Source organism: Streptomyces sp. NBC_00358, assembly GCF_036099295.1.
Classification (GTDB): Bacteria; Actinomycetota; Actinomycetes; order Streptomycetales; family Streptomycetaceae; genus Streptomyces.
Genome location: NZ_CP107976.1, coordinates 8922652 through 8943891, shown reverse-complemented (window position 1 = coordinate 8943891; position 21240 = coordinate 8922652). Strand labels below are relative to the sequence as shown.

General features: G+C 70.7%; 19 protein-coding genes and 1 pseudogene. 10 read left to right on the top strand and 10 right to left on the bottom strand.

Translation table 11 applies throughout. From position 1 onward, the window contains the following. Nucleotides 1–298: 298 nt before the first annotated feature. On the bottom strand, nt 299–1198 hold the full coding sequence (locus OHT01_RS38325; RefSeq protein ID WP_328557718.1) for an alpha/beta hydrolase: 900 nt from the start codon (nt 1196–1198) through the stop codon (nt 299–301). Between the two features lie 161 nt (nt 1199–1359). Between OHT01_RS38325 and OHT01_RS38320 the strand changes: the two genes are divergently transcribed. Then, nucleotides 1360–2352 carry an Lrp/AsnC family transcriptional regulator gene (locus tag OHT01_RS38320; RefSeq protein WP_328557717.1) on the top strand — a complete coding sequence of 331 codons (993 nt, stop codon included), beginning with the start codon at nt 1360–1362 and terminating at the stop codon, nt 2350–2352. 71 nt (nt 2353–2423) lie between these two features. On the opposite strand, the gene OHT01_RS38315 is transcribed toward OHT01_RS38320, so the two are convergent. Then, nucleotides 2424–3161 carry an SDR family oxidoreductase gene (locus OHT01_RS38315; protein ID WP_328557716.1) on the bottom strand — a complete coding sequence of 246 codons (738 nt, stop codon included), beginning with the start codon at nt 3159–3161 and terminating at the stop codon, nt 2424–2426. Nucleotides 3162–3255: 94 nt separating this feature from the next. On the opposite strand from OHT01_RS38315, the gene OHT01_RS38310 reads away from it, so the two are divergent. Then, nucleotides 3256–4119, top strand: coding sequence for a LysR family transcriptional regulator (locus tag OHT01_RS38310; protein ID WP_328557715.1), 864 nt, complete (start codon nt 3256–3258; stop codon nt 4117–4119). 143 nt (nt 4120–4262) lie between these two features. Here the strand turns inward: OHT01_RS38310 and OHT01_RS38305 are convergent, their stop codons facing one another. Further along, nucleotides 4263–4439: a CsbD family protein gene (locus OHT01_RS38305; protein WP_328557714.1), complete on the bottom strand. Its 177-nt coding sequence runs from the start codon at nt 4437–4439 to the stop codon at nt 4263–4265. A gap of 180 nt (nt 4440–4619) precedes the next feature. On the opposite strand from OHT01_RS38305, the gene OHT01_RS38300 reads away from it, so the two are divergent. The 3 genes from OHT01_RS38300 to OHT01_RS38290 all read left to right on the top strand — a co-directional run bounded on the left by OHT01_RS38300 (nt 4620) and on the right by OHT01_RS38290 (nt 6429). Continuing rightward, entirely contained in the window at nt 4620–4790 is a 171-nt protein-coding gene (locus OHT01_RS38300; protein ID WP_328557713.1) for a hydrophobic protein, read from the top strand. Between the two features lie 222 nt (nt 4791–5012). Continuing rightward, nucleotides 5013–5363 carry a PRC-barrel domain-containing protein gene (locus OHT01_RS38295; protein ID WP_328557712.1) on the top strand — a complete coding sequence of 117 codons (351 nt, stop codon included), beginning with the start codon at nt 5013–5015 and terminating at the stop codon, nt 5361–5363. A 226-nt stretch (nt 5364–5589) separates the two neighbouring features. Next, nucleotides 5590–6429: an RNA polymerase sigma factor SigF gene (locus OHT01_RS38290; protein ID WP_328557711.1), complete on the top strand. Its 840-nt coding sequence runs from the start codon at nt 5590–5592 to the stop codon at nt 6427–6429. Between the two features lie 149 nt (nt 6430–6578). Here the strand turns inward: OHT01_RS38290 and OHT01_RS38285 are convergent, their stop codons facing one another. The 3 genes from OHT01_RS38285 to OHT01_RS38275 all read right to left on the bottom strand — a co-directional run bounded on the left by OHT01_RS38285 (nt 6579) and on the right by OHT01_RS38275 (nt 10856). After that, nucleotides 6579–8306 carry a thiamine pyrophosphate-dependent enzyme gene (locus OHT01_RS38285; RefSeq protein ID WP_328557710.1) on the bottom strand — a complete coding sequence of 576 codons (1728 nt, stop codon included), beginning with the start codon at nt 8304–8306 and terminating at the stop codon, nt 6579–6581. A 48-nt stretch (nt 8307–8354) separates the two neighbouring features. Then, complete coding sequence (locus OHT01_RS38280; RefSeq protein WP_328557709.1) at nt 8355–9932, bottom strand: FMN-binding glutamate synthase family protein; 1578 nt, start codon at nt 9930–9932, stop codon at nt 8355–8357. Nucleotides 9933–10112: 180 nt separating this feature from the next. After that, on the bottom strand, nt 10113–10856 hold the full coding sequence (locus tag OHT01_RS38275) for a TetR/AcrR family transcriptional regulator (RefSeq protein WP_328557708.1): 744 nt from the start codon (nt 10854–10856) through the stop codon (nt 10113–10115). A gap of 127 nt (nt 10857–10983) precedes the next feature. Between OHT01_RS38275 and OHT01_RS38270 the strand changes: the two genes are divergently transcribed. Beyond that, nucleotides 10984–12207, top strand: coding sequence for a saccharopine dehydrogenase family protein (locus tag OHT01_RS38270; protein ID WP_328557707.1), 1224 nt, complete (start codon nt 10984–10986; stop codon nt 12205–12207). Between the two features lie 130 nt (nt 12208–12337). Here OHT01_RS38270 and OHT01_RS38265 read toward each other — a convergent pair whose 3' ends face one another. Beyond that, the gene (locus tag OHT01_RS38265) at nt 12338–13195 is read right to left on the bottom strand and encodes an oxygenase MpaB family protein (RefSeq protein ID WP_328557706.1); all 858 of its coding nucleotides are present in this window, start codon (nt 13193–13195) and stop codon (nt 12338–12340) included. A gap of 208 nt (nt 13196–13403) precedes the next feature. Here OHT01_RS38265 and OHT01_RS38260 point away from each other — a divergent pair, with 208 nt between their 5' ends. From OHT01_RS38260 to OHT01_RS38245, 4 genes and pseudogenes are all read left to right on the top strand, one after another. Continuing rightward, nucleotides 13404–14036, top strand: a complete 633-nt coding sequence (locus tag OHT01_RS38260; RefSeq protein ID WP_328557705.1) for a DUF6230 family protein — start codon at nt 13404–13406, stop codon at nt 14034–14036. A gap of 24 nt (nt 14037–14060) precedes the next feature. Continuing rightward, nucleotides 14061–14705: a hypothetical protein gene (locus tag OHT01_RS38255; protein WP_328557704.1), complete on the top strand. Its 645-nt coding sequence runs from the start codon at nt 14061–14063 to the stop codon at nt 14703–14705. 12 nt (nt 14706–14717) lie between these two features. Beyond that, nucleotides 14718–15587 (top strand): annotated as a pseudogene (locus OHT01_RS38250) (oxygenase MpaB family protein); the annotation flags it as partial. Nucleotides 15588–15802: 215 nt separating this feature from the next. Further along, on the top strand, nt 15803–17308 hold the full coding sequence (locus OHT01_RS38245; RefSeq protein ID WP_328557703.1) for an aldehyde dehydrogenase family protein: 1506 nt from the start codon (nt 15803–15805) through the stop codon (nt 17306–17308). A gap of 21 nt (nt 17309–17329) precedes the next feature. On the opposite strand, the gene OHT01_RS38240 is transcribed toward OHT01_RS38245, so the two are convergent. From OHT01_RS38240 to OHT01_RS38230, 3 genes are all read right to left on the bottom strand, one after another. Beyond that, a complete protein-coding gene (locus OHT01_RS38240; protein ID WP_328557702.1) occupies nt 17330–17956 on the bottom strand; it encodes a TetR/AcrR family transcriptional regulator in 627 nt (208 codons plus the stop codon). Between the two features lie 226 nt (nt 17957–18182). Next, nucleotides 18183–20027 (bottom strand): AMP-dependent synthetase/ligase, encoded by a 1845-nt coding sequence (locus tag OHT01_RS38235; RefSeq protein WP_328557701.1) that lies wholly within the window; start codon nt 20025–20027, stop codon nt 18183–18185. Nucleotides 20028–20103: 76 nt separating this feature from the next. Next, nucleotides 20104–21129, bottom strand: a complete 1026-nt coding sequence (locus OHT01_RS38230) for an LLM class F420-dependent oxidoreductase (protein WP_328557700.1) — start codon at nt 21127–21129, stop codon at nt 20104–20106. Nucleotides 21130–21240 lie beyond the last annotated feature (111 nt).

Sequence of the window (21240 nt, the reverse complement as noted above, 5' to 3'; positions counted from 1 at the left end):
GTGCGGATCTCAGCCTTCGCCTCGTTGAAGCAGTCGTCATGCGCGACATCCGTTCCGGTGTCCGTGGGGAGACTCGTCTCCCCGTGCCGGTTGAGACCCGGAGTCGGCTTCCCGCGGGCGGGCGGTGTTCGCGCTGCGGCGTTCTCCGGGTGTGGCGCTGTGCAGAATGGAACCGGTGCTCGGGGCCCGCCCGTGGAGATCGGCTCCTGGAATCAGAGCATGTCGGCTCTCGCGGTGTCCATATGCCCGACCTGACTGGGGAGTTCCTGCCGCGCCACTGCCGTGGTCCGGAGTCGCGTCAGCGCAGGTGCTTCTCCAGGAACGCGATCTCCGCCTCGACGGCCTGTTCGTGTGCGTCGAGGAACGGGGCGTAGTGACGGCCCGGGAGGTGAAGAACCTCGGACCGCGGTGCGTTGTGCGCCACCCGGATGGTGGGGCCCGGAAGCGCGCTCCGGTCCTGGTCGCACACGACCACCAGCAGGGGGCACCGGATGCGGGGGGCGTGGCGGCCGGGGCGGTACCCGCCCAGTTGCAGCGCGATGCGTGCGGCGACTGTCTGCTCCCAGTCCGGGTAGCGGCGGTCGGGATCCAGGGCGCGGTCCCCGTCCATGGCGTCCGGTGTGGTGAGCGAGGCGACGGCACCGCGCACTCCGGCGGTGGGGACGAGCAGGGGCTCCCGCCCCAGGAGGCTGCCGAGTGCGTCCGCGACACCCCGGCCGAAGAGCCGCAGGAACGCGAGAGGGGTCATGGAGCGCAGCGCGTGCGGAACGAGTGCGCGGCCGTCGACCACCGGTGACTGGGCGATGGCGGCGGCCAGTTGAGGGTTGTCGGCCGCGACACGGAGGATGTGGCCGCCGGCGAGCGAGAATCCCCAGAGCGAGATCCTGTCGGGATCCACGTCGGGCAGGCCCGCCGCGCAGTCGATGGCGGCCTGCCAGTCGGCGCGTTGCTCCGCGAAGCGGACGACCTGGCGCGGCGTGCCGCCGCTCTCCCCGAAGTGCCGGTGGTCGAAGGCCAGGACGGCGAAGCCGGCGTCGTTGAACCGCTGGGCGAAGCGGTCCGAGGCCGGCTCCTTCGTCACCGCGGTCCCTCCGGCCATGATCACGCAGCCGCCGTTGGTTCCCGGGTAGTGCCAGGCGGCGCAGGTGGTGTCACCGCTGGCGAAGCGAAGTTTCTCGCGTTCCTTGAAGGCGGGCACAGAGACCTCCGTGGTCGAATCCGTGGTTCTCCTGAGGGCGCTCGTCGCTCGGGTCCGCCGACACGGGCCGGGGACGGGAGCGGCGCGGATCCCGTCCATCGTCGGACGTGGTTGCCGGAACAAGGGTCCACACGAGGCCAAAGTGAGCGAAACTTGTCTCCATGGCGCGTGTATCGGCGGATTCCGTCCTGAGCCTCACGGACCAGCGGCTGGTGGCCGCGCTGCAGTACGACGGCCGTGTCACCGCGGAACGGGCGGCGCAGGTGCTGGGTGTCAGCCCCGCGACCGTGCGCCGCCGACTGCACGCGCTGAGCGCGGACGGCACCGTGCGTGTGGTGATCTCACCGGTCGCCCGGCCGCGCGACGGAGGCTCGGCCGGGGCACTGTTCCTGCGCATCCGGGTCCTGCGCGGAAGGCTGGCCACGATCGTGGCCGCGCTCGCCGCACGCGACGACATCCCGTTCATCGACGTGAGCACCTCGGGGGAGGAGATCTTCGCGGTCGCCCGTACCGAGCCGGGTTCCCGCGACCCCTTGGTCTTCCGTCAACTGCCCTCCACCCAGGCGGTCACGTCGTTGGAGAGCGCCACGGTCCTGCATGTCTTCCGGCTCACGTCCGAGTGGCGTCACCAGGTCCTCACGGCTCCTGAACGCGCGGCCCTGAGCCCGGCGGAGCCGGTCCCGGGACGGACACCGTCCGGGTCGCCGGGCCCGTACGGCGTCGACACGGATCCCCTGGAACAGTCCCTCATCGACGCGCTCACCCCTGACGCACGCCTTTCCGCCGCGGAGGTGGCCGTGCGCACCGGACATCCGGAGACCACGGTTCGCCGGCGCATCGCCCAACTGGCCGCCCAGGGCCGTCTGGTCACCCAGGTCCTGGTGGACACGCGCCGTCTCGGGCTGCCCATCGAGGCCAAACTGCTGCTGCACGTGGCGCCCGACCATCTGGACGCCGCCGGGAAGTCGCTGGCCGACCATCCTTCGGTGCACGGGGCCTTCGCGACCACCGGACCCTCGAACCTTCACGCCGCCGCGTACTTCTGCGACCTGACGGCCCTCTACGACTTCCTCTCCCGCGACCTGGTCGGCCTCGGCATCACCCGGGTCGAGACGGCCATCGTCGGCCGCGCCGCCAAAGGCACGGCGTCCTGAGCACGTATCGACACCGGGCGGTGATCTGCACGTCGGAACACTCGCCGCGCGATCACGGCGAGGGTCCGGTCTCACCAGGGGATGACGCCGTCGTCCTCGAAGAAGGAACCCGTCGGTCCGCCGTCGGGCAGCGTGGCGAGCCGGATCGCGGTGGCCGCGCCCTGCTCAGGGGTACGGGGCCCGTGGAAGCCGGTGAAGTCGGTCGCGACCAGGCCCGGGCAGGCGGCGTTGATCAGGATGTCCGTCCCGGCGAACTGCCGGGCGTACTGCACGGTCACGGCGTTGAGGAACGTCTTCGACGGGGCGTACGCCGCCATGACGGGGCCGATCTCGATGCGGGGGTCGGCCTGCCGGGTCAGGGAGGCGACGGCACTGGAGACGTTGACGATGCGTGGCGACGCCGAGCGTTTGAGGAGCGGCAGCATCGCGTTGGTCACGCGGACGACACCGATGACGTTGGTCTCCACGACCGTGCGGACCAGTTCGGGGTCGAGCGTGGTCGGGTCCTGCAACCACCCCGGATCCATCTCTCCCGAGATGCCGGCGTTGTTCACCAGGACGTCCAGGCGTCCGGCCCGCCGTTCGATCAGTTCCGCGGCACCGGTGACGCTCCGGTCGCTGGTCACGTCCAGCGGCACCCCGAAGGCGTCGGCTCCGGCGGCGCGCAGCTTCTCGACGGCGGTGTCGCGCCGGGACTCGTCGCGGGCTCCGACGCCCACGCGGTACCCGAGGGCGCCCAGCCCGCTCGCGATCGCGTATCCGATCCCCTTGTTCGCGCCGGTCACCAGCGCGGTCCTCGTTTCGTTCATGCGGTTGATGTTCGCTCGCGGCCCGGGGCCGCATCCAACACCGATACGGTGCCGTGTCATACCCGGTAGGTATCACCGGGCGTACGCTGTGCGCGTGGACACCTTGGAGACCCGCGAGTTGAGGTACTTCATGGCCGTCGCCGAGGAGCTGCACTTCGGCCGGGCCGCCGAACGCCTCGGCATGGCCCAGCCACCGCTGTCCCGGGCGATCCAGCAGCTTGAACGGCGCCTGGGCGTCTCCTTGCTGGAACGCAACCGCCGCGGGGTCTCCCTGACCGATGCCGGAGAGGTACTGCTGCACGAGGGCCGCGCGGCCCTCGACGCGACCGCCGCCGCCGCTCGCCGCACCCGTCGTGCCGGTGGCGCCGACAGTCAGGGTCGCCCCCGCAACCGCCTGGTACTCGCGGTGAAGGCCGCGGGGACCCATGAGTTGCTGCGGAAGCTTCTCGACGCCTACGCGGCCGAGCCCGACGCCGCCGAGATCGAGGTGCTGCCGTGCGGCCTCTGTGAGCAGGAAGGGCTGTTGCGCGACGGCCGCGCCGATGTCGCGCTCATGCACACGCCGTTCAACTCCCTCACCGGGTTCGACAGCGAGGAACTGCTGGCCGAGGGGCAGATCGCCGTCGTGCCCGCCGGGCACCCCCTTGCCACGCGCAGGACTCTGTCTCTGGCCGACGTCAGCGACATCCCCGGTCTTCCGCTCGCCCGCTGGCCCCGGCACGGCACGTACCCACCGGGTCCGGGGCCCGAGGTCCGCGACCAGACGCAGCTCGCCCAGCTCATCGCCCTCGGGCGCACCGCGGCCGTTCTCCCCGACTCCGCCCGCACCTGGCTGTGGGCCGAGCACGCCGCCGTCCCGTTGACCGACGCTCCCCTCGTCGTCACCCACATCGCCTGGCCCCCGCACAGCCGTTCCCTCGCCCTCGCCGGGCTGGTCCGCACCGCCGCACGGCTGTGACCTCTCTGGCCTTCCCGCCACAACGGACGGCTGCGCGGCAGGGACCACGTCGGGGCTGAACTCGGAAGGGCGCCGCCGGTCCCGGGCAGCACTGATCCCGGCAGCCAACGGGAAGGCGACTGCCGGGATCCGTGGTGATGCTCCTACTTGGGCTTGATCGCGTCCTTGGCCTTCTCCTTGGCCGCGCGCAGGTCGCCCTTGGACTCCTCGGCGTGCCCCTCGGCCTTCAGGGACTCGTTGCCCACCGCGCCCCCGGCGACCTTCTTGACCTTGCCCTTGGCCTGCTCGGCCTTGGCCTGGCCCTTCTCGTCCGCAGCCACAACCACTCACATCCTGTCCTGCTCGAAGTCATTTCCCATCTCCGGTGTCACCCCGGATGCCGAACCCAAACCAGAAATCTTCAGAGCGCCGAACAGAACCCCGAGTGTCGAAGGAATGGCGAGATCCATAGGAGTGGAGATCGTTCCGCGGGGCACACGACTCAGCGGAGGTTGATAACAATGGTTCCTGTTCTTCTTGTTCTTCTGCTCGCCCTGATCCTCTTCGGTGCCGGTTTCGCACTCAAGGCATTGTGGTGGATCGCGGTCATCGTGCTGGTGGTGTGGGTTCTCGGATTCGTGATCCGCCCTGCGGCCAGTGGCGGCAAGCGGGGTCGCTGGTACCGCTGGTAGGCGGACTGCGAAAACGCGGTACGCGGGTGGGGCCCGGCACCATGGTGCCGGGCCCCACCCGCTTTTGTTCCCTGGAATATTCCAGTCGGCGCGCAGATGTGTGAGGTCGGGAAGGAAGGGCACTCGACGCTCCGAGGAATCGTCGCGGAATTTCGCGGCGACTGTTCCGGCCCCGCGTTTCCGCGGCGGCCGGTAAAGAATTCTCAATGAGGGAGCCGTTCTATGAGTGACAGCATCTGGGGCTACCAGCCGACCACCGGCCACATCGCGGGCACCGATCTGACCGGGTACAAGGTCGAGGCGACCGACGGCCATATCGGGAAGGTCGACAAGCACTCGGACGACGTCAACTCCGCGTACCTCGTCGTCGACACCGGCGTGTGGATCTTCGGCAAGCACGTGCTGCTGCCGGCCGGAACCGTCCAGCGGGTCGACGAGACCGAGCGGAAGATCTACGTCGCTCTCACCAAGGACCAGATCAAGGACTCCCCCGAGTTCGACAAGGACAAGCACGTCGGTGACGCCGGCTACCACGAGCAGGTCGGCGGCTACTACCAGAACGGCCGCGCCTGACCACTGCGTCACCCCCGGAAGCGGGCGGGTGAGCGGACCTTCTCCGCTCACCCGCCCGCTTCACGCGCGACAGCGGGGCAGCCCTTCACGCCACCATCCACCACCGCGGTGGCCGGACGCGCTCCCGGTATTGCCTGGAGTGGCGTCGCCAGCCGCGGGTAGGCGCTCTGTTGTCGGCTCCAGCAGTCGACTGCACGGGGGCTGGACCATGTGGGAGGGGCCCGACATGACCGTGACCGAGGCGACAGCAGTGCGGACGGCGGACCTGCCGGAGATCGTGGACCCGTCCCGGGTCGCCCCCAAGGACGCCCGCAAACTGTCCAGGCTGTTCTTCGACCGGCTCGCCATTCTGGAAGAGGGCACGCCCGAGTACCAGTACGCGCGCAACACCCTCATCGAAATGAATCTCACCCTCGTCCGCTTCGCGGCCGCGCGCTTCCGCAGCCGCGGTCAGGGTGAGATGGAGGACGTCGTCCAGGTCGGCACGATCGGGCTGATCAAGGCCATCGACCGGTTCGAACTCACCCGCGAAGTCGAGTTCACCTCCTTCGCCATCCCCTACATCGTCGGTGAGATCAAGCGGTTCTTCCGCGACACCTCGTGGGCCGTCCACGTCCCCCGCCGCCTCCAGGAAGCCCGCATCCAGCTCGCCAAAGCCACCGACGAGCTCCGCGGCCGACTCGGCCGCACCCCCACCGTCAAGGAACTCGCCCAGCTGATGGTCCTCACCGAGGACGAAGTCAACGAAGCTCGCCTCGCCTCCAACGGCTACGCCTCCTCCTCGCTCGACGCCACCATCAACTCCGGCAACGAGGGCGAAGCCGCGCTGGCCGACTTCATCGGCACGGATGACAACGCGCTCGAACTCGTCGAGGACTACAACGCCCTGGCCCCGCTGCTCTGCGAACTCGACGACCGCGAACGGCGCATCATCCACCTGCGCTTCGTCGACGAACTCACCCAGGCCCAGATCGGCGAACACCTCGGCGTCTCCCAGATGCACGTCTCCCGCCTGCTCTCGCGGACCCTCACCAAACTGCGGACCGGCATGCTCACCACCGACTGAGCGCGTCTCGGCACACCGGCGGGCCGCGGGCCCCCCTGCGCGTCCGGCCCACCGCCTGGGACCCCGGGTAGGGGCGGAGCAATTCGGCGGGGCGGGCCCACAGGGACTCGTCCCCGAATTCGAAGCCGGCCCGGCCCCACCGTCGTCGGTCAGTTTTCGCGGCTCGACAGGACTTCCTTGACCTTCGCGATGGCGAAACCCCAGCCCTGTGACACGGTCGGCTTGCCGGGCACGGCCACCTCCTCCGGGTTGGTCAGCACGTCGAGCAGAACCGGTCCCGGTGTGTCGAACGCCCGGCGCACGCTGTCGTGGAGCTCGGCGGGGTCGGTCACCCGGATTCCGGTGATCCCGAGAGCGGTGGCGACCGCGGCGAAGTCGGGGTTGTCGAGTTCCGTGCCGAACTCGGGCAGGCCCGCCTGTTCCTGTTCCAGCTTGACCATCCCGAGCCGGCGGTTGTCGAAGACCACGAGCTTCACCGGAAGCTCGTACGTCTTGATGGTCATGAGGTCTCCCAGGAGCATGCTGATCCCGCCGTCGCCGCAGAACGCGACGATCTGGCGGTCCGGCGCCCAGAGTTGGGCCCCGAGGGCCTGCGGCATGGCGTTGGCCATGGAGCCGAGGTTGTAGGACCCGATCAGCCGCCGGGTGCCGGTCATGGTGACGAAGCGGGAGAGCCAGACCGTGGCCATGCCGGTGTCGGAGGTGAAGACGGCGTCCTGGTCGGCGAAGGTGTCGACCGCCGCCGCGAGTGCTTCGGGGCGGATCTGGTGGTCGCGGTTGTCGAGCACCGCGCGCAGCTTCCCGGTCCAGCGGTGTTCGTGGTCGGGGCGTGCCAGGCGCCGCTGTCCTTCCTGCCAGTGGGCGAACCGTTCGCGGGCGTCGTCCAGGTGGGTGCGGTCGGACGCCGCCTCCAGCAGTGGAAGCAGGCCGCGCAGCGTGGCTCCGACGTCACCGGCGAGCCCCACGGTCACCGGGACCCTGCGGCCCAGATGCTCTTCGCGGGCATCGACCTGGACGACTTTGCAGTCCTTCGGATACCAGTCGCGGTACGGGAAGTCGGTGCCCAGCATCAGGAGTACGTCGCCCTTGTCGAGCGCGTGGCCGGCGGCGGGATTCCCGATGAGGCCGGTCTGGCCGACCTGGAAGGCGTTGTCGTCCTCGAAGCCCTCCTTCGCCTTGAGGGTGAGCACCATGGGCGCGGCGAGCAGCTCGGCGGTGCGGAGCACTTCGTCGCGGGCGTCGCGCGCTCCGCGGCCGACGAGCAGGGTCACGCGGGAGGCGCTGTTCAGGAGTTCGGCGGCCTCGACGAGCGCGGGGTCGTCGGGCCGGGTCACGGCACGGTCCAGCGCGAAACGTGCCGGCCGGTTCTCGTTCAGTTCCTGGTCGCCGAGGTCACCCGGAACAGTGAGGACGGCCACTCCGCCCTGGCTGACGGCCGCGCGTACGGCCGATTCGAGCATGCGCGGCATCTGGTCCGGAGAGGTGACGGTGGCGCGGTACACGGCCACGTCGCGGAAGAGCAGGTCGTTGTCCACTTCCTGGAAGTACTCGCTGCCGATCTCGGCGAGGGGCACCTGACCGCAGATCGCCAGGACCGGCGTCCGGCTCTTGGCCGCGTCGTAGAGTCCGTTGAGCAGGTGTACCGAGCCCGGTCCGACGGTTCCCATGCAGACCCCGAGGGTTCCCGAGAGCTGCGACTGTGCTCCCGCGGCGAAGGCCGCGGCCTCTTCGTGCCGACAGCCCACCCAGCGCAGCTCCTCCGTGGTGCGGATGGCGTCGGTCAGCGGGTTCAGGGCGTCTCCGACGACGCCGAAGACGTGCCTGACGCCCAGCTCCTTGAGTCCGTCGACGATCACTTGGGCGACAGTGCGTGCCACGGGAATGTCCTTCGGTCCGGTGCGGCCCCCTGAACCGGGGGCGCTGGGTCAGTGGGTGAAGCGGTCCGGGTCGGCCGCCTGCCAGTCGGCTGCCCAGGTGTCCGGGACCGATGCGAGCAGTTGGCCGGGGGTGAGCCATTCATGGAGTTCGGCGTAGGAACGGACGGTGTGCGGGTCCACCCGCTGAAGCAGCATGTGGGGGCGCAGGCCGCTCGGATGGTCGACGCCCATCGACGCCATGATCTGGAGTGCGCTCTTCACCGTCGCCTGCTGAAAACGGTGAACGCGCCGGGACTTGTCCTCGACGTCGACGGCGCGGCCGCGGCGTTCGTCCTGGGTGGCGACCCCGACCGGGCAGGTGTTGGTGTGGCAGCGCTGCGCCTGGATGCATCCGACCGCGAACATCATGGCGCGGGCGGCGTTGGTGTAGTCGGCGCCCTGGAGCAGACGCTTCACGAGGTCGCTTCCGGTGGCGACCTTGCCGCCGGCGCCGATACGGATCCGGTCCCGCAGCCCGACGCCGACGAGGGCGTTGTGCACGGTCATCAGTCCTTCGCCGAGCGGCAGTCCGACGTTGTCGGCGAACTCCAGGGGAGCCGCGCCCGTTCCGCCCTCGGCGCCGTCGACGATGATGAAGTCCGGCGCTGTGCCCTCGGCCAGCATGGCCTTGCACACGGCGAGGAATTCACGGCGCGAGCCGACGCACAGCTTGAACCCGACGGGTTTGCCGCCGGCCAACTCCCGCATCCGGCCCAGGAATCGCACCAGTTCGCGTGGTGTGGAGTACACGCGATGGAAGGGCGGCGAGATGACGGTCTCGCCTTGCGGCACACCGCGGACCTGGGCGATCTCCGCGTTCACCTTGGCCGCCGGCAGTACCCCGCCGATGCCCGGCTTCGCTCCCTGGCTGATCTTCAAGGACACGCATTTGACCTGCTCATGTGCCGCCTTCTCGGCGAACTGCCGCTCGTCGAAGCCCCCGTCGTCCGTCCGGCAGCCGAAGTAGCCGGTGCCGATCTCCCAGACGAGATCGCCGCCCGGCCGCAGGTGGTACTCGGAGAGGCCGCCCTCGCCGGTGTCGTGGGCGAAGCCGCCGAGCCGGGCTCCGGTGTTCAGAGCGAGCACCGCGTTGGCCGACAGGGAGCCGAAGCTCATCGCCGAGACGTTGAGCAGGGCCATGTCGTAGGGCTGCTCGCAGTCGGGGCCGCCGATCCGGACCCGGGGTGGCTCGTCGGGCACCGCTCTGGGGGCCATGGACAGGGTCAGGTATTCGCTGCCTGCCCGGTAGAGGTCGAGTTCCGTGCCGAACGGCTCCTCGGCGGCGGTTCCCTTGGCCCGCTCGTAGACGATGTTGCGGGTGTCGCGGTCGAAGGGACGGCCGTCGAAGTTCCGCTCGATGAAGTACTGCTGGAGCTCCGGCCGAAGGGCCTCCAGCGCGAAGCGGAGGTGTCCGAGCAGCGGATAGTTCCGCAGCACCGAGTGCCGTCGTTGAACGAGGTCGTGTACGGCCACCACCGCCGCCAGGAGCAGCGGGACGGCCGCAGCCCAGTACCAGGGGGAGACGAGGGCGGCGGCCAGCAGTGCGCCCACTGCCAGCAGTCCGAGCGGTACGACCAGTCGTTTCATCAGCACCACACCCTTGTGTCCCCAAGCCGGGCCACTAATCACGAGTGCGGCGGCCCTGCCTGGACCCGCTCACTGGTCACTGGTACTGCCCCTGGTTACTGATCACCGGTCGGTGCGGCCTTGGTCACTGGCCGCGCCGCGACGGGCAGCGGGTGAACACCGTTGGCGTAAGCCTCGGAATCAGGGCTTCCGTGTACCCGGGGCGCCCGGATGTCGCCGCGCGCGTGCCCAGACGAGCTGCTCCGCCGCGCTGTTCAGCAGTGTGTCGAGGACGACGGGGTAGGCACTGTGCGTCATCCGCCCGGCCAGGAGCCGTGCGGTGGCCGCGATGTGGGGGTGGGTGTCGGCGGGCAGTTCGGTGTAGGTGGACTGCCACATCTCCTCGTCCGCCGCGCGCGCCTCGTCCGTCAGCGCCAGCGAACCGGCGTCCAGGGCCGCGAAGGCCAGCGTGAGGTCGATGAACGCGTGGTAGACGACGACGGCGTCGGCGTCCGGGAAGCCCGCGACACGCAGGATGCCGAGGATCGTCTCGTCCACCGCGATCTCCCGCGGCCGGCCGGTGACTCGGCTGGCCGTCAGCACGGCGGCCTGGGGGTGCGCGAGGTAGGAGGCGTGGATGGCCTGGCCGAGGGCCCGCAGGTCGGAGCGCCACTCCCCGGTGGCGGTCCAGGTGTCCAGCGCCCGCCCCATCAGCTCCTCGCCGATGGCCCTGGTCAGGTCGTCCAGTCCGGCGAAGTACCGGTAGAGGGTGCTGGGGTCGGCACCGAGAACCGCGCCCAGCCTGCGTGCGGTCAGTCCGGTGCTGCCGTGCTCGCGCAGCATCCGCAACGCCGTCCGCACGATCAGTTTCTCGGACAGGACGGTGCCCTGCTTCGTCGGTCGGCGTCTGCGCCGCTCCCCCTCCGGCACCACCTGTTTCGCCATGCCAGCCCTCCCTGATCACCGCGTGTCGACGACTCTTATGCCAACATGGTTGACCTTAACCGAGGACATCCCGTTGCATCTGTCCAGCCCCGGAGGCATGCGTCTCCGGCAACGAAGGGTGTGAGACATGCGAGTACTTCTCGTGGGCGCCGGTGGCGTGGGTACGGCCGTGACGCGGATCGCGGCCCGTCGCGACTTCCTGACCCACATGGTCGTCGCGGACTACGACCTCTCCCGCGCGGAGGCGGCCGTCGCGGCGATCGAGGGGCACGGCGACCGGTTCAGTGCCAGGCGTCTGGACGCCTCCGACGAGGACGCGGTGCGCCGGGTGCTCGTCGAGGAGCGGTGTGACGCCCTGCTCAACGCGACCGATCCGCGGTTCGTGATGCCGCTGTTCAACGCGGCCCGGGCGGCGGGCACGCACTATCTCGACATGGCGATGTCGCTGTCCGCGCCGCATGCCACGCACCCGTACGAGCGATGCGGCGTGAAGCTCGGCGACGCGCAGTTCGAACAGGCCGGAGCGTGGGAGCAGTCAGGACGGCTGGCCCTGGTCGGTATGGGTGTGGAGCCGGGTCTGTCGGACGTCTTCGCCCGGTACGCGGCCGACGAACTCTTCGACGAGATCGAGGAGATCGGCGTCCGCGACGGCGCCAACCTGACGGTGGAGGGCTACGACTTCGCGCCCTCGTTCAGCATCTGGACGACCATCGAGGAGTGCCTCAATCCCCCGGTGGTCTACGAGAAGGGCCGAGGCTGGTTCACCACCGCTCCCTTCAGCGAGCCCGAGGTCTTCGACTTCCCCGAGGGCATCGGCCCGGTGGAGTGTGTCAACGTCGAGCACGAGGAGGTCCTGCTCATCCCCCGTTGGGTCGACGCCCGCCGGGTGACGTTCAAGTACGGCCTCGGCGACGACTTCATCGCCAAGCTCAAGACCCTCCATGAGCTGGGTCTGGACGCCACCGAGAAGGTCACCGTCCCCTCGGAGAACGGGCCCGTCGCGGTCTCCCCGCGCGACGTGGTCGCCGCCTGCCTGCCCGACCCCGCCACGCTGGGCGACCGCATGACCGGCAAGACCTGTGCGGGCACCTGGGTCAAGGGCACCAAGGACGGCTCCGCTCGCGCGGTCTACCTCTACCACGTGGTCGACAACGAGTGGTCGATGCGCGAGTACGGATCCCAGGCGGTGGTGTGGCAGACCGCCGTGAACCCGGTCATCGCCCTCGAACTCGTCGCGGGTGGAGCGTGGTCGGGCAACGGCGTCCTCGGCCCGGAGGCCCTGCCGCCCCGCCCGTTCCTGGACCTCCTCACCGAGTACGGCTCACCGTGGGGCCTGCGCGAGGAGAACTGAGAGCCGACGCGGGCCACGCGCCGGGGAGCGGCCGGACGGCTCCTCGGCACAGCCTGCGTTCGTCCCCCGCGATCTTCCACAGGGTCGTGTCCGGAGCGAGCGGGTCGGGCGCTCGGTGCCGGACCTCAAGTCAACTCGCCCCCAGCGGGCGTCGCGCGGCGGGATCGGTGCCCGGACGGTGGGTGGCCCAGTAGGCGATGGCGAGCGAGCCGGTGATGCGGAGCGGGGGTGGCACGAGCGTCATCAGAAGCCTCACGCCGAGGGCGAAGCGCCGCAGGGCCCGCTCCTGGCGCCGGCTCCAGGTGAGGCCGAACCGGTCGCGCAGACGCGGCGGCAGTGCGCCGACGGTGACCAGCAGCGCGTAGTGGGCGGCGATCCGGGCGAAGGGGCGCCAGAGCGGTCCGGGGAGCAGGCGGAACGGCTTGGCGGGGTGGGAGAGTTCGTCGAGCACGTTCCGCACGGACTCGTTGCACTCCAGCCGGTTGTCGACCATGTCGTCGTAGTACGCGGTGAACGCCGCCCAGTCCGGGGGCAGATGGTGGTCCTTGAGGCCCCAGACCCGTCCGACGTCCCGCATCTCGCGGTAGTACGCCTCCGTCTCCTCGTCGGTCATGCCCTTGCCGAACAGGCTCTGCGCGTCGACCGGCCCCTTGACGAGCGTCGCGTGCACCCAGTGATAGGCCTCCGGGTTGAGCGCGTGGTAGCGGCGTCCCGTGGAATCGGTGCCCTTCATCTCCGCGTGCAGATGGATCAGGCGCCGCGCCTCGTCGGTGGCCGCTCGCTGCCCCCCGTAGATGACGGTGCTCAGCGAGAGCAGGGTGCGGATCAGGCGGGGCCAGGGTTCGGCGCGGAAATTGCTGTGGTCCTCGACGCCGGCGCCGACCACGGGGTGGGCGACCTGGAGCAGGAGCAGCTGGGGTGCCATGAGGGTGGCGCGGGCGTCCCCGAAGTGACGCCAGACCACTCCGCCCCGGCGCGGCGCTCTCACTGCAGCGACCGCCTCAACTTCCTTGGAATGTACGGGCGTTGGATTTGTCGGCAGGTGCGGCAGAGCAGCCATGTCGCCTCCGTCCCTCCGTCGTGTCCGGAGTATTGACGTGCCCGGTGAAACAAGTCAATAGTTTTTGTATCTTCGACTCATCGATGGCCCCCGAGAGCTCGCCGCCATCACCCCGGCCCTGCGAAAGGGACTCCCCATGAGTGACAGATACGCCCACACCTGGACAAGTACCCCGGGTGCGGGTCGTACGCACTGGAAACGAAGTGCGGTCATCTTCGTCCCCTGCACCCTGGCCGTGGGAGCACTCGGTATCGCCCTCGCCCAGGGCGCGCTCGCCGCGTCCTTCGCCGTCTCCGGCGCCGCCTTCGAGGTCTCCGCCTCGGAGATCACCGCGAATGGGGTGTCGTCGTTCCCCTCCACCATCGGGGCCTCGGCGACCGACGCGAAGCCCGTGCTGCTGGCCGCCGTCGAGAGCGGCACGGTCTCCGACGTGTGCGTCTCCCTCAAACAGAGGCTGCCGCTGGTCGGGGACATCACCATGCTGGTGCACTCGGGGGCGGACAAGCCGCTCCAAGGCAGCAACCTCGTGGTGAACGCGGACGCCCTCACCGGAGGCGGCGGCAAGGTCACCGGAGTCCAGGCCGGCCGGGACGCCTCCACGTTGACCGGTGCGCCCGGAGTCACCGGGCCCAAGGGCACCTTCGGCGTCCAGGCCGGCACCGCCGTGGCCCATGACGTCGAGAGCACCGCGTACGCCGCCAACGGGGGCACCCTCACGCTGGAGAAGCTGGAGATCGAGTTCAGCCGCGCCGGCAAGCAGTGCTTCTGACGGCGACGAGGGACGGACTCGGTCATGTTCAGCTTCGTCTTCGGCTTCCTGTCGGAACTGGCGCGCGAGACCGGCGACTGGTTCGACCGGATCCTGCCCGCGCCCCGGCTGCACCGCTCCTTGCGCGGCTGGCGGCGCGGGCGTCCGTTCTGGGCGGCGGTCTGGGTCGTCCAGCTGGGCCGCCCCCGGTACACCCATCCGGTCAGCCCCGCCTTTCCCGAGGTCGGCGCCGACACGCTGACCGCCTACGGCGCCGTCATCCACGGCGCGACCTACCTTCCGACCGCCGTCGGCGGTCGGATGAAGGTGCTGTGGGTGCACGCCGACCGGCTGGTCGCGGACGACTACTCCTTCCGCCTGGAGAGCGCGGGCCAGGTGCAGACGATCGACGTGGACCTCGACATCCCGCAGGTCGACATCTACGTCACGCAGCTCACCGGCTCGATCACCATCCCCGTCCTGGGTGTCGGCACCCCGCGCGTCTGCGTCGGGGCCGACGTCGTCCCGGCGAACCTCCCGATCGCCGTACGGCTGCCGAAGCTGTCGGTGACCGCCGCCGAGGCGGGTCAGGTGCTGGTCGACGCCGAGGCCGTCGACTTCACCGGCCTGTCCGTACACAGCGGACGCCGACGGCCGACCCGTCCCGCACCGCAGACACCGAACCGATAGGAGAACGCCCCCATGGGCCGCTACAGCCGGCTCCACCGCATCCGGCAGATGGACCCGCAGCAGGACTACGAGGAGATCTTCCGCTGGGTCACCCAGTACGAATTCCCCTGGGACTACCTCCAGGGCGTCTCGGTCGCCTTCCTCCGGGACTACGGCGTACCCCGGATCTCCCGGCTCTTGGACCGCACCCAGGAGTTCGAGCGCGCCGGACAGAAGCGCTACGACGACACGGTGCTGATCGCGCACGAGATGGTCCGCGACGGGATGGAATCCGAGCAGGCGAGGGCCGCCGCCCGCCACCTCAACCGCATCCACGGCCGCTACCGCATACCCAACGAGGACTACCTGTACGTCCTGGCCACCACCGTGGTGGGGCCCAAACGGTGGATCGACCGGTACGGCTGGCGGGCCCTGTCCGAGCAGGAGACCGAGAGCCTCGCGCTCGTGGGACGCCGCATGGGCGAGCTCATGGGCATCACCGGCATACCCGCCGACTACGCGGGCTTCGCCCACCTCCACGACTCCTACGAGGAGGAGATGTTCGCGTACGACCCGGCCAACCGGCGGGTCGCCGCGGCGACGATGAGAGTCGTCACCCAGTGGTACCCCAACCTGCTGCGTCCCCTGGCGGCCCGTGCCTCGCTCGCGGTGCTCGACGAACCGCTGCTCACCGCGCTGGGGTTTCGTCCGCAGCCTCGCCGGGTCCGCAACACCGTCCACCGCGCCCTGCGCACCCGGGCCGCACTGCTGCGCCACCTGCCGCCGCGCCCCGACCGGTGGCCGTACCGGAACAGGCCCCGCAGCTATCCCTTCGGCTGGACCCTGGACGACCTCGGCCCGCACCGGGCCCATGACAGGCCGCTCCGGCCGCTCCCGGACAAGGACCCCGCGGACACGGACACGGCACCGCGTCCGCCGGTGGACCCGCGGCCCGCATCCGAACGAGCGGTGGACGAGCAGCCCGCGGCCGCCGTTCCCGCTCCGGAGGACGAACCACCGGGGGCCCCTGCCGCCGCCACCCCTCCGGCAGGCGAACCGCCCGCAGCCGTGACACCTCCCGCCCCACCGACGGGCCGCCACACACCTCAGGAGCAGCGATGACCGAGACCGACCGGGAAGCCGCGGCACGCCCCGCGACCTTCACCGTGCACGCCCCGGCGACGGGCGAGGCGCTGGCCACCCACCCGGTCGACGGACCCGCGGAGGTGGCCCGCGCCGTGCACCGGGCCCGGACTGCCGCGGCCGACTGGGCGGCGCTGCCCGCGGCACGGCGCCGCGACCATCTGCTGCGCTGGAAGCGGAAGCTCGCGTACGCGCTCGACGACCTGGCGGACATGATCACGGCGGAGACGGGAAAGCCCCGCGGCGACGCGCTGCTGGAGGCGGTCCTGACGCTGGAGCACCTCACCTGGGCGGCCCGCAACGCCGGCCGGGTGCTGCGGCGGCGGGGCGTGCGCACCGGGCTACTGGCCGCCAACCAGCGCGCCACGCTGGTTCACCGGCCGCTCGGCGTGATCGGGGTGATCGGACCGTGGAACTACCCTCTCTACACTCCGATGGGTTCGATCGGATACGCCCTGGCGGCCGGCAACGCCGTGGTGTTCAAGCCTTCCGAGTACACGCCGGGCACGGGTGTCCTGGCGGCCCGGCTGTTCGACGAGGCCGTCCCCGAACACGCCGGACTGCTCGGCGTGGTCACCGGAGCGGGACCGACGGGCGAGGCGCTGGCCCGGTCCGGGGTCGACAAGGTGGCGTTCACCGGCTCACCGGGAACGGCGCGCAAGGTCATGGCGGTGTGCGCTCAGTCGCTGACGCCGTTCCTCGCCGAATGCGGCGGCAAGGACGCGACCGTCGTCACCGCCGACGCCGACCTCGACGCGGCCGCCGACGCCGTCGTCTGGGGCGCGTTGAGCAACGCCGGCCAGACCTGCGCGGGCGTCGAACGCGTCTACGCCGTACGGGAGGTGCACGCGGCGCTGTGTCGCAAGGTGGCGGAGCGGGCCGGTGCGCTGAGAGTCGGCCCGGGTCCTGACTCCGCGTACGGTCCGATGACGATGCCGGGTCAGGCTGCCGTGGTCCAGCGGCATGTGGACGCGGCGCTGGCGGCCGGTGGACGCGCGCTGCTGGGCGGACCGGCGTCCGTGTCCACGACGTACGTGACACCGGTCGTTCTGGCCGACGTACCGGAGGACTCGGCCGCGATGAGGGAGGAGACCTTCGGGCCGACGGTGGTGATCAACGCGGTGGCCGACGCGGACGAGGCGGTGGAGCGCGCCAATGCCTCTCCCTACGCGCTGGGCGCCTCGGTGTTCAGCGGCGACCGGCGCGCCGGCGCTGCCATCGCCGCCCGGCTGCGGGCCGGGTCGGTCTCCGTCAACTCCGTGCTCGGCTTCGCCGCCGTACCCGCGCTGCCGTTCGGCGGCTCGGGGGATTCCGGCTTCGGACGTATCCACGGCGCGGACGGGCTGCGGGCGTTCACCGCGCCCCAGTCCGTCACGGTCCAGCGCTTCGCCCCGCCGGTGAACCTGACCTCCTTCACCGCTCCGGCGGCCGCCAGGGCCCGCGCGGTCTCGTTCGCCCGGTGGCTGCATCAACGGCGTTGAGGTGGGACGCGGGACGGACCGTCAGGCGTCGAGGAGCGGGGCCAGGTAGCGGCGGGCGAACGCGCGGGCCTGGTCCTCGTCCTCCATCTCGATGCAGCTGGACGGGTTCAGCAGGAAGGAGACCGCGACCCGGATCATGAGCTCGGCGACCGGTCGGGGGTCGGATTCGGGGTGGCCTTCGGCCTGCTGGGCCCGGCGCAGGTGCGCCGTCAGGTAGTCGCAGGTGGCGGCGAGCGCGGGGCCGCCCTGAACGGTCAAGTAGGGCAGGACCACCTCGGGTTCGAGGCGGAGCAGACCGCCGAAGAGCGGATGGGCCCTGGTGTGTCTCAGGGCCACCACGAAGCCCTCGACGACCCGTTCCGCCATGGTCGGCAGGGGCGCCACGGCGGAGTCCAGTTCCTGGAAGAACCTGCTGCCCTCGCGCAGCAGGCAGGCCTCGACCAGTCCGTCCTTGGTCTGGAAGCGGCGGTAGACCGTGACCCGCGAGACCCCGGCCCGTTTGGCGACGTCGTCCACCGAGGAGCGGCGCAGGCCGAAGATCGTGAACTGCTCCAGGGCGGCGTCCAGGATGCGCCGCGCCACCTTTTCCTCCGTCTCGGGCCGGGCGATGGCCCGCGCGAGCAGGGAGTCGTTCGCAGATGTCTTCATGGTGTTCCTCACGATACCGCCACCATGCACACCAAAGAGACTATGAGACATCCAATATGCCTTTGTAACTCACCCGATCATTCACCCGGAACCGGAGGAGCGTGGCCCCGCGAACTCACCTCCGGGCAGAACGACTTCGTCGAGCCACGGGTTGGGGCGGCCGTGACGCGGCGGCGGGCGCTCCGTCACCGGGACGGAGCGCCCGCCGTGTGTTCAGGACCCGTGGTCAGCCCTCGTACAGCTCCGTCAGCGCGGCCCCGTACTTCTCGCGGATGACCCGCCGCCGCATCTTCAGCGACGGTGTCAGTTCACCGGTCGCCGGGCTCCACTCCTCGGCCAGCAGCGTGTACCTCTTGACCTGCTCGGTACGGTTCAGCCGGGAATTGGCCGCGGCCACCGCCCGGTCCAGCTCCTCCCGTACGGCGGGATGGGCGGCCAGGGCCGGGAGGCCACCGCCGGTGTCGATGCCATGGGCCGCCGCCCAGGCGGGTGCCGCCTCCGGGTCGAGCACCAGCAGCGCCACGAGGTAGGAGCGGTTGTCGCCGTGGACGAGTGCCTGCCCGATCAGCGGGTGCTCCTTGAGGGCGTTCTCCACCAGGGCCGGGGAGACGTTCTTGCCCGTCGAGGTGATGATCATCTCCTTCTTGCGGTCGGTGAGCCAGAGGTAGCCGTCCTCGTCCAGACGCCCGATGTCACCGGTGCGCAGCCAGCCGTCCGTCTCCACCGCCCGCCGCACCGTGCCGTCCTCCCTCAGGTAGCCCGCGAACACGGTCGCGCCGCGCACCTCGATCTCGCCGTCCACGGCGATCCTGACCTCGACCGGGGAGACGGGCCGACCGACCGAGCCGAGCCGGAATCCGGTGCGGGGGCTGTTGGTCGTCGCGACTCCCGTGGTCTCCGTCAGCCCCCAGGCATCCATGATCACGATCCCGAACCCGGCCCAGAACCGCACCACGTCGATGGGCATCGGCGCCGACGCGCTGGCCGCCCAGGTGACCCGGTCCAGACCGCCCGCGGCCAGCAGCGGCAGCAGGACCTGCTCCCGGTGCCGGAGGTAGGCGGCCTGCAGTGCGGCGGGCGGCTCCTCGCCCCGCTCTCGGTGGGCGACATGGTCGCGCGCCACCCGTGCGGCCTCCTCGATGACCGCCCGCTGCTCCGCGGGCAGCAGCGACAGCACGGACCGGAGGGTGGCGGCGAGCTTCTCCCACACGCGCGGCACTCCGAAGAACTGGGCCGGGCGCACGGTACGCACCGCCTCGGCGAGGCCCGCCGGATCGGGACACAGGTAGACGTGCGACGCGCGGTGGCAGGGCAGGTAGAGGCCGAGCATGCGCTCCGCGATGTGCGCGAACGGCAGGTAGCAGATGTGCTCGACATGCGGCGGCAGTTCCACGACCTCGTCCAGCGCGCGGGCGTTGGCCAGTACGTGGCTGTGGTCGAGCACCACTCCCTTGGGCTCTCCGGTGGTCCCGGAGGTGTAGACGACGGTCAGCGGGTCCTCGGGCCGGGCCGTGTCCAGGGACTTCGTGAACTGCTCCGGCACCGGTTCCCGGGCGAGGGCCGCATAGGGGAAGTGGCCGTCCTCCTCCCCTGGTTCCACGACGACGAGCCGGTCGAGGGGGGTGTCGGCGTCGTCGAGCAGCGGCGCCCACAGGGCCACCTGCGCCCGTCCCCCGACGACGGCGATCCTGGCCCGGCAGTTGCGGGCGATGTGGGTGACCTGTCCGGCGGCCGAAGTGCCGTAGATGCTGACGGGCACCGCGCCGAGGCGGACCAGCGCCAGGTCGGACAGCCAGTGTTCGGGCCGGTTGGCCATCATCAGCAGTACGTGGTCGCCGCGGCCCACGCCGAGCGCCGCGTACCCGGCCGCCAGCCGGGTGGTGTGTTCCCGGACCTCGGCCCAGGTGAGCGTGGTCCAGCCGTTCTCGGCGGTTCCGGCGCCGTCCGCCCGCCGCCAGGACAGGGCCGGCAGACCGGCGTACCGGCGGGCGTTGCGCTCCAGCAGCAGCGGCACGGTCTGTCCGGCCGGTTCCGCTGGTGGTTCCCCAGTGATGCGCGGGGCTGTCGTCACTTGAGTCCGCCTCCTGACGGTCGGGTGTTCGGGGTCGTGAGAGGGCGGCGGTGCGGCGGTCGAGGGCGGCCGGAGTTCACAGCCAGCCCTTGACCTTCTCGACGAGTCCGGCGGGGTCGGGGCCGACGGGCGTGACGTTGAGCATGGTCACCCCCGCGTCCCGAAAGGCCTCGACCCGGTCCCGTACATAGCCCTCGGGGCCCGCGAGGCTGACCAGCTCGCACAGTTCGGCCGGGACCGCGGCCTCCGCCTCCTTCCTCCGGCCGGCCAGGTAGTGCTCCTGCACGGCGGCGGCCTCGGCCTCGTAGCCGTAGGAACACACCAGGTCGTGGTAGAAGTTGCGGCCCGGAGCGCCCATGCCGCCGACGTAGAGCGCGATGGTGGGACGCATCAGGTCGCGTGCGGCCTCCGCGCCCTCGCCGATGGCGAGCAGTCCGCCGGCCACCACGGACAGCGGTCCGAGCGCCGGGTCGCGGGACGCGGCGCCCTCGGCGAGGGGACCGCCCCACACCTTGGCGGCGTGTTCGGGAACGTAGAGGAACGGCAGCCAGCCGTCGGCCAGTTGTGCGGTCATACGTACGTTGGCCGGGCCGAGCGCGGCGACGTACACGGGGACGGAGTCGCGAACCGGGTGCGTGAGGAGCTTGAGCGGTCTGCCGAGGCTGCCGCCCTTCTCCGGGGGCAGGGGCAGGTCGGTGATGCCGTGGTGCTCGATCACCTCGCGGCGCCAGATGCGCCGGGCCAGTTCGATCGTCTCGCGGGTGCGGCCGAGCGGCCGGTCGTAGTGGCGGCCGTGCCAGCCCTCGACGACCTGGGGGCCCGAGGCTCCGATCCCGAGGAGGGCTCGTCCACCGGTGAGGGCGTCGAGTCCGGCCGCGGTCTGGGCGATCAGGGCGGGGGTGCGGGAGTAGACGTTGAGGATGGCCGAACCGATCCGCATGCGCTCCGTCCTGGCGGCGAGATAGCCCATGACCGTCGGGGAGTCGAAGCCGTAGGCCTCCGCCACCCAGACGGCGTCGAGACCGGCGGACTCCAGTCCGGCGGCCTCGTCCGCGGCGGCGCGCGGACTGCCCGCGTACGGCAGGGGCATGGAGAGTTCCATCAGTCGGTGTCCTTCGTGACAGCGGTCGAGGCGGCCGCTCGGGCGGCGAGTTCAGGGACCCCCAGTCGCGGTCGGGCTCATCGGTTCCCCTCTCGAAAATGGTTCAGCGGT

What these genes read in the sequence shown, in the direction of transcription:
- OHT01_RS38320 (WP_328557717.1), top strand. Translation starts at nt 1,360, where the DNA reads ATGGCGCGTGTATCGGCGGATTCCGTCCTGAGCCTCACGGACCAGCGG.
- OHT01_RS38315 (WP_328557716.1), bottom strand. Translation starts at nt 3,161, where the DNA reads ATGAACGAAACGAGGACCGCGCTGGTGACCGGCGCGAACAAGGGGATC.
- OHT01_RS38300 (WP_328557713.1), top strand. Translation starts at nt 4,620, where the DNA reads ATGGTTCCTGTTCTTCTTGTTCTTCTGCTCGCCCTGATCCTCTTCGGT.
- OHT01_RS38295 (WP_328557712.1), top strand. Translation starts at nt 5,013, where the DNA reads ATGAGTGACAGCATCTGGGGCTACCAGCCGACCACCGGCCACATCGCG.
- OHT01_RS38290 (WP_328557711.1), top strand. Translation starts at nt 5,590, where the DNA reads ATGACCGTGACCGAGGCGACAGCAGTGCGGACGGCGGACCTGCCGGAG.
- OHT01_RS38280 (WP_328557709.1), bottom strand. Translation starts at nt 9,932, where the DNA reads ATGAAACGACTGGTCGTACCGCTCGGACTGCTGGCAGTGGGCGCACTG.
- OHT01_RS38275 (WP_328557708.1), bottom strand. Translation starts at nt 10,856, where the DNA reads ATGGCGAAACAGGTGGTGCCGGAGGGGGAGCGGCGCAGACGCCGACCG.
- OHT01_RS38270 (WP_328557707.1), top strand. Translation starts at nt 10,984, where the DNA reads ATGCGAGTACTTCTCGTGGGCGCCGGTGGCGTGGGTACGGCCGTGACG.
- OHT01_RS38260 (WP_328557705.1), top strand. Translation starts at nt 13,404, where the DNA reads ATGAGTGACAGATACGCCCACACCTGGACAAGTACCCCGGGTGCGGGT.
- OHT01_RS38255 (WP_328557704.1), top strand. Translation starts at nt 14,061, where the DNA reads ATGTTCAGCTTCGTCTTCGGCTTCCTGTCGGAACTGGCGCGCGAGACC.
- OHT01_RS38245 (WP_328557703.1), top strand. Translation starts at nt 15,803, where the DNA reads ATGACCGAGACCGACCGGGAAGCCGCGGCACGCCCCGCGACCTTCACC.
- OHT01_RS38240 (WP_328557702.1), bottom strand. Translation starts at nt 17,956, where the DNA reads ATGAAGACATCTGCGAACGACTCCCTGCTCGCGCGGGCCATCGCCCGG.
- OHT01_RS38230 (WP_328557700.1), bottom strand. Translation starts at nt 21,129, where the DNA reads ATGGAACTCTCCATGCCCCTGCCGTACGCGGGCAGTCCGCGCGCCGCC.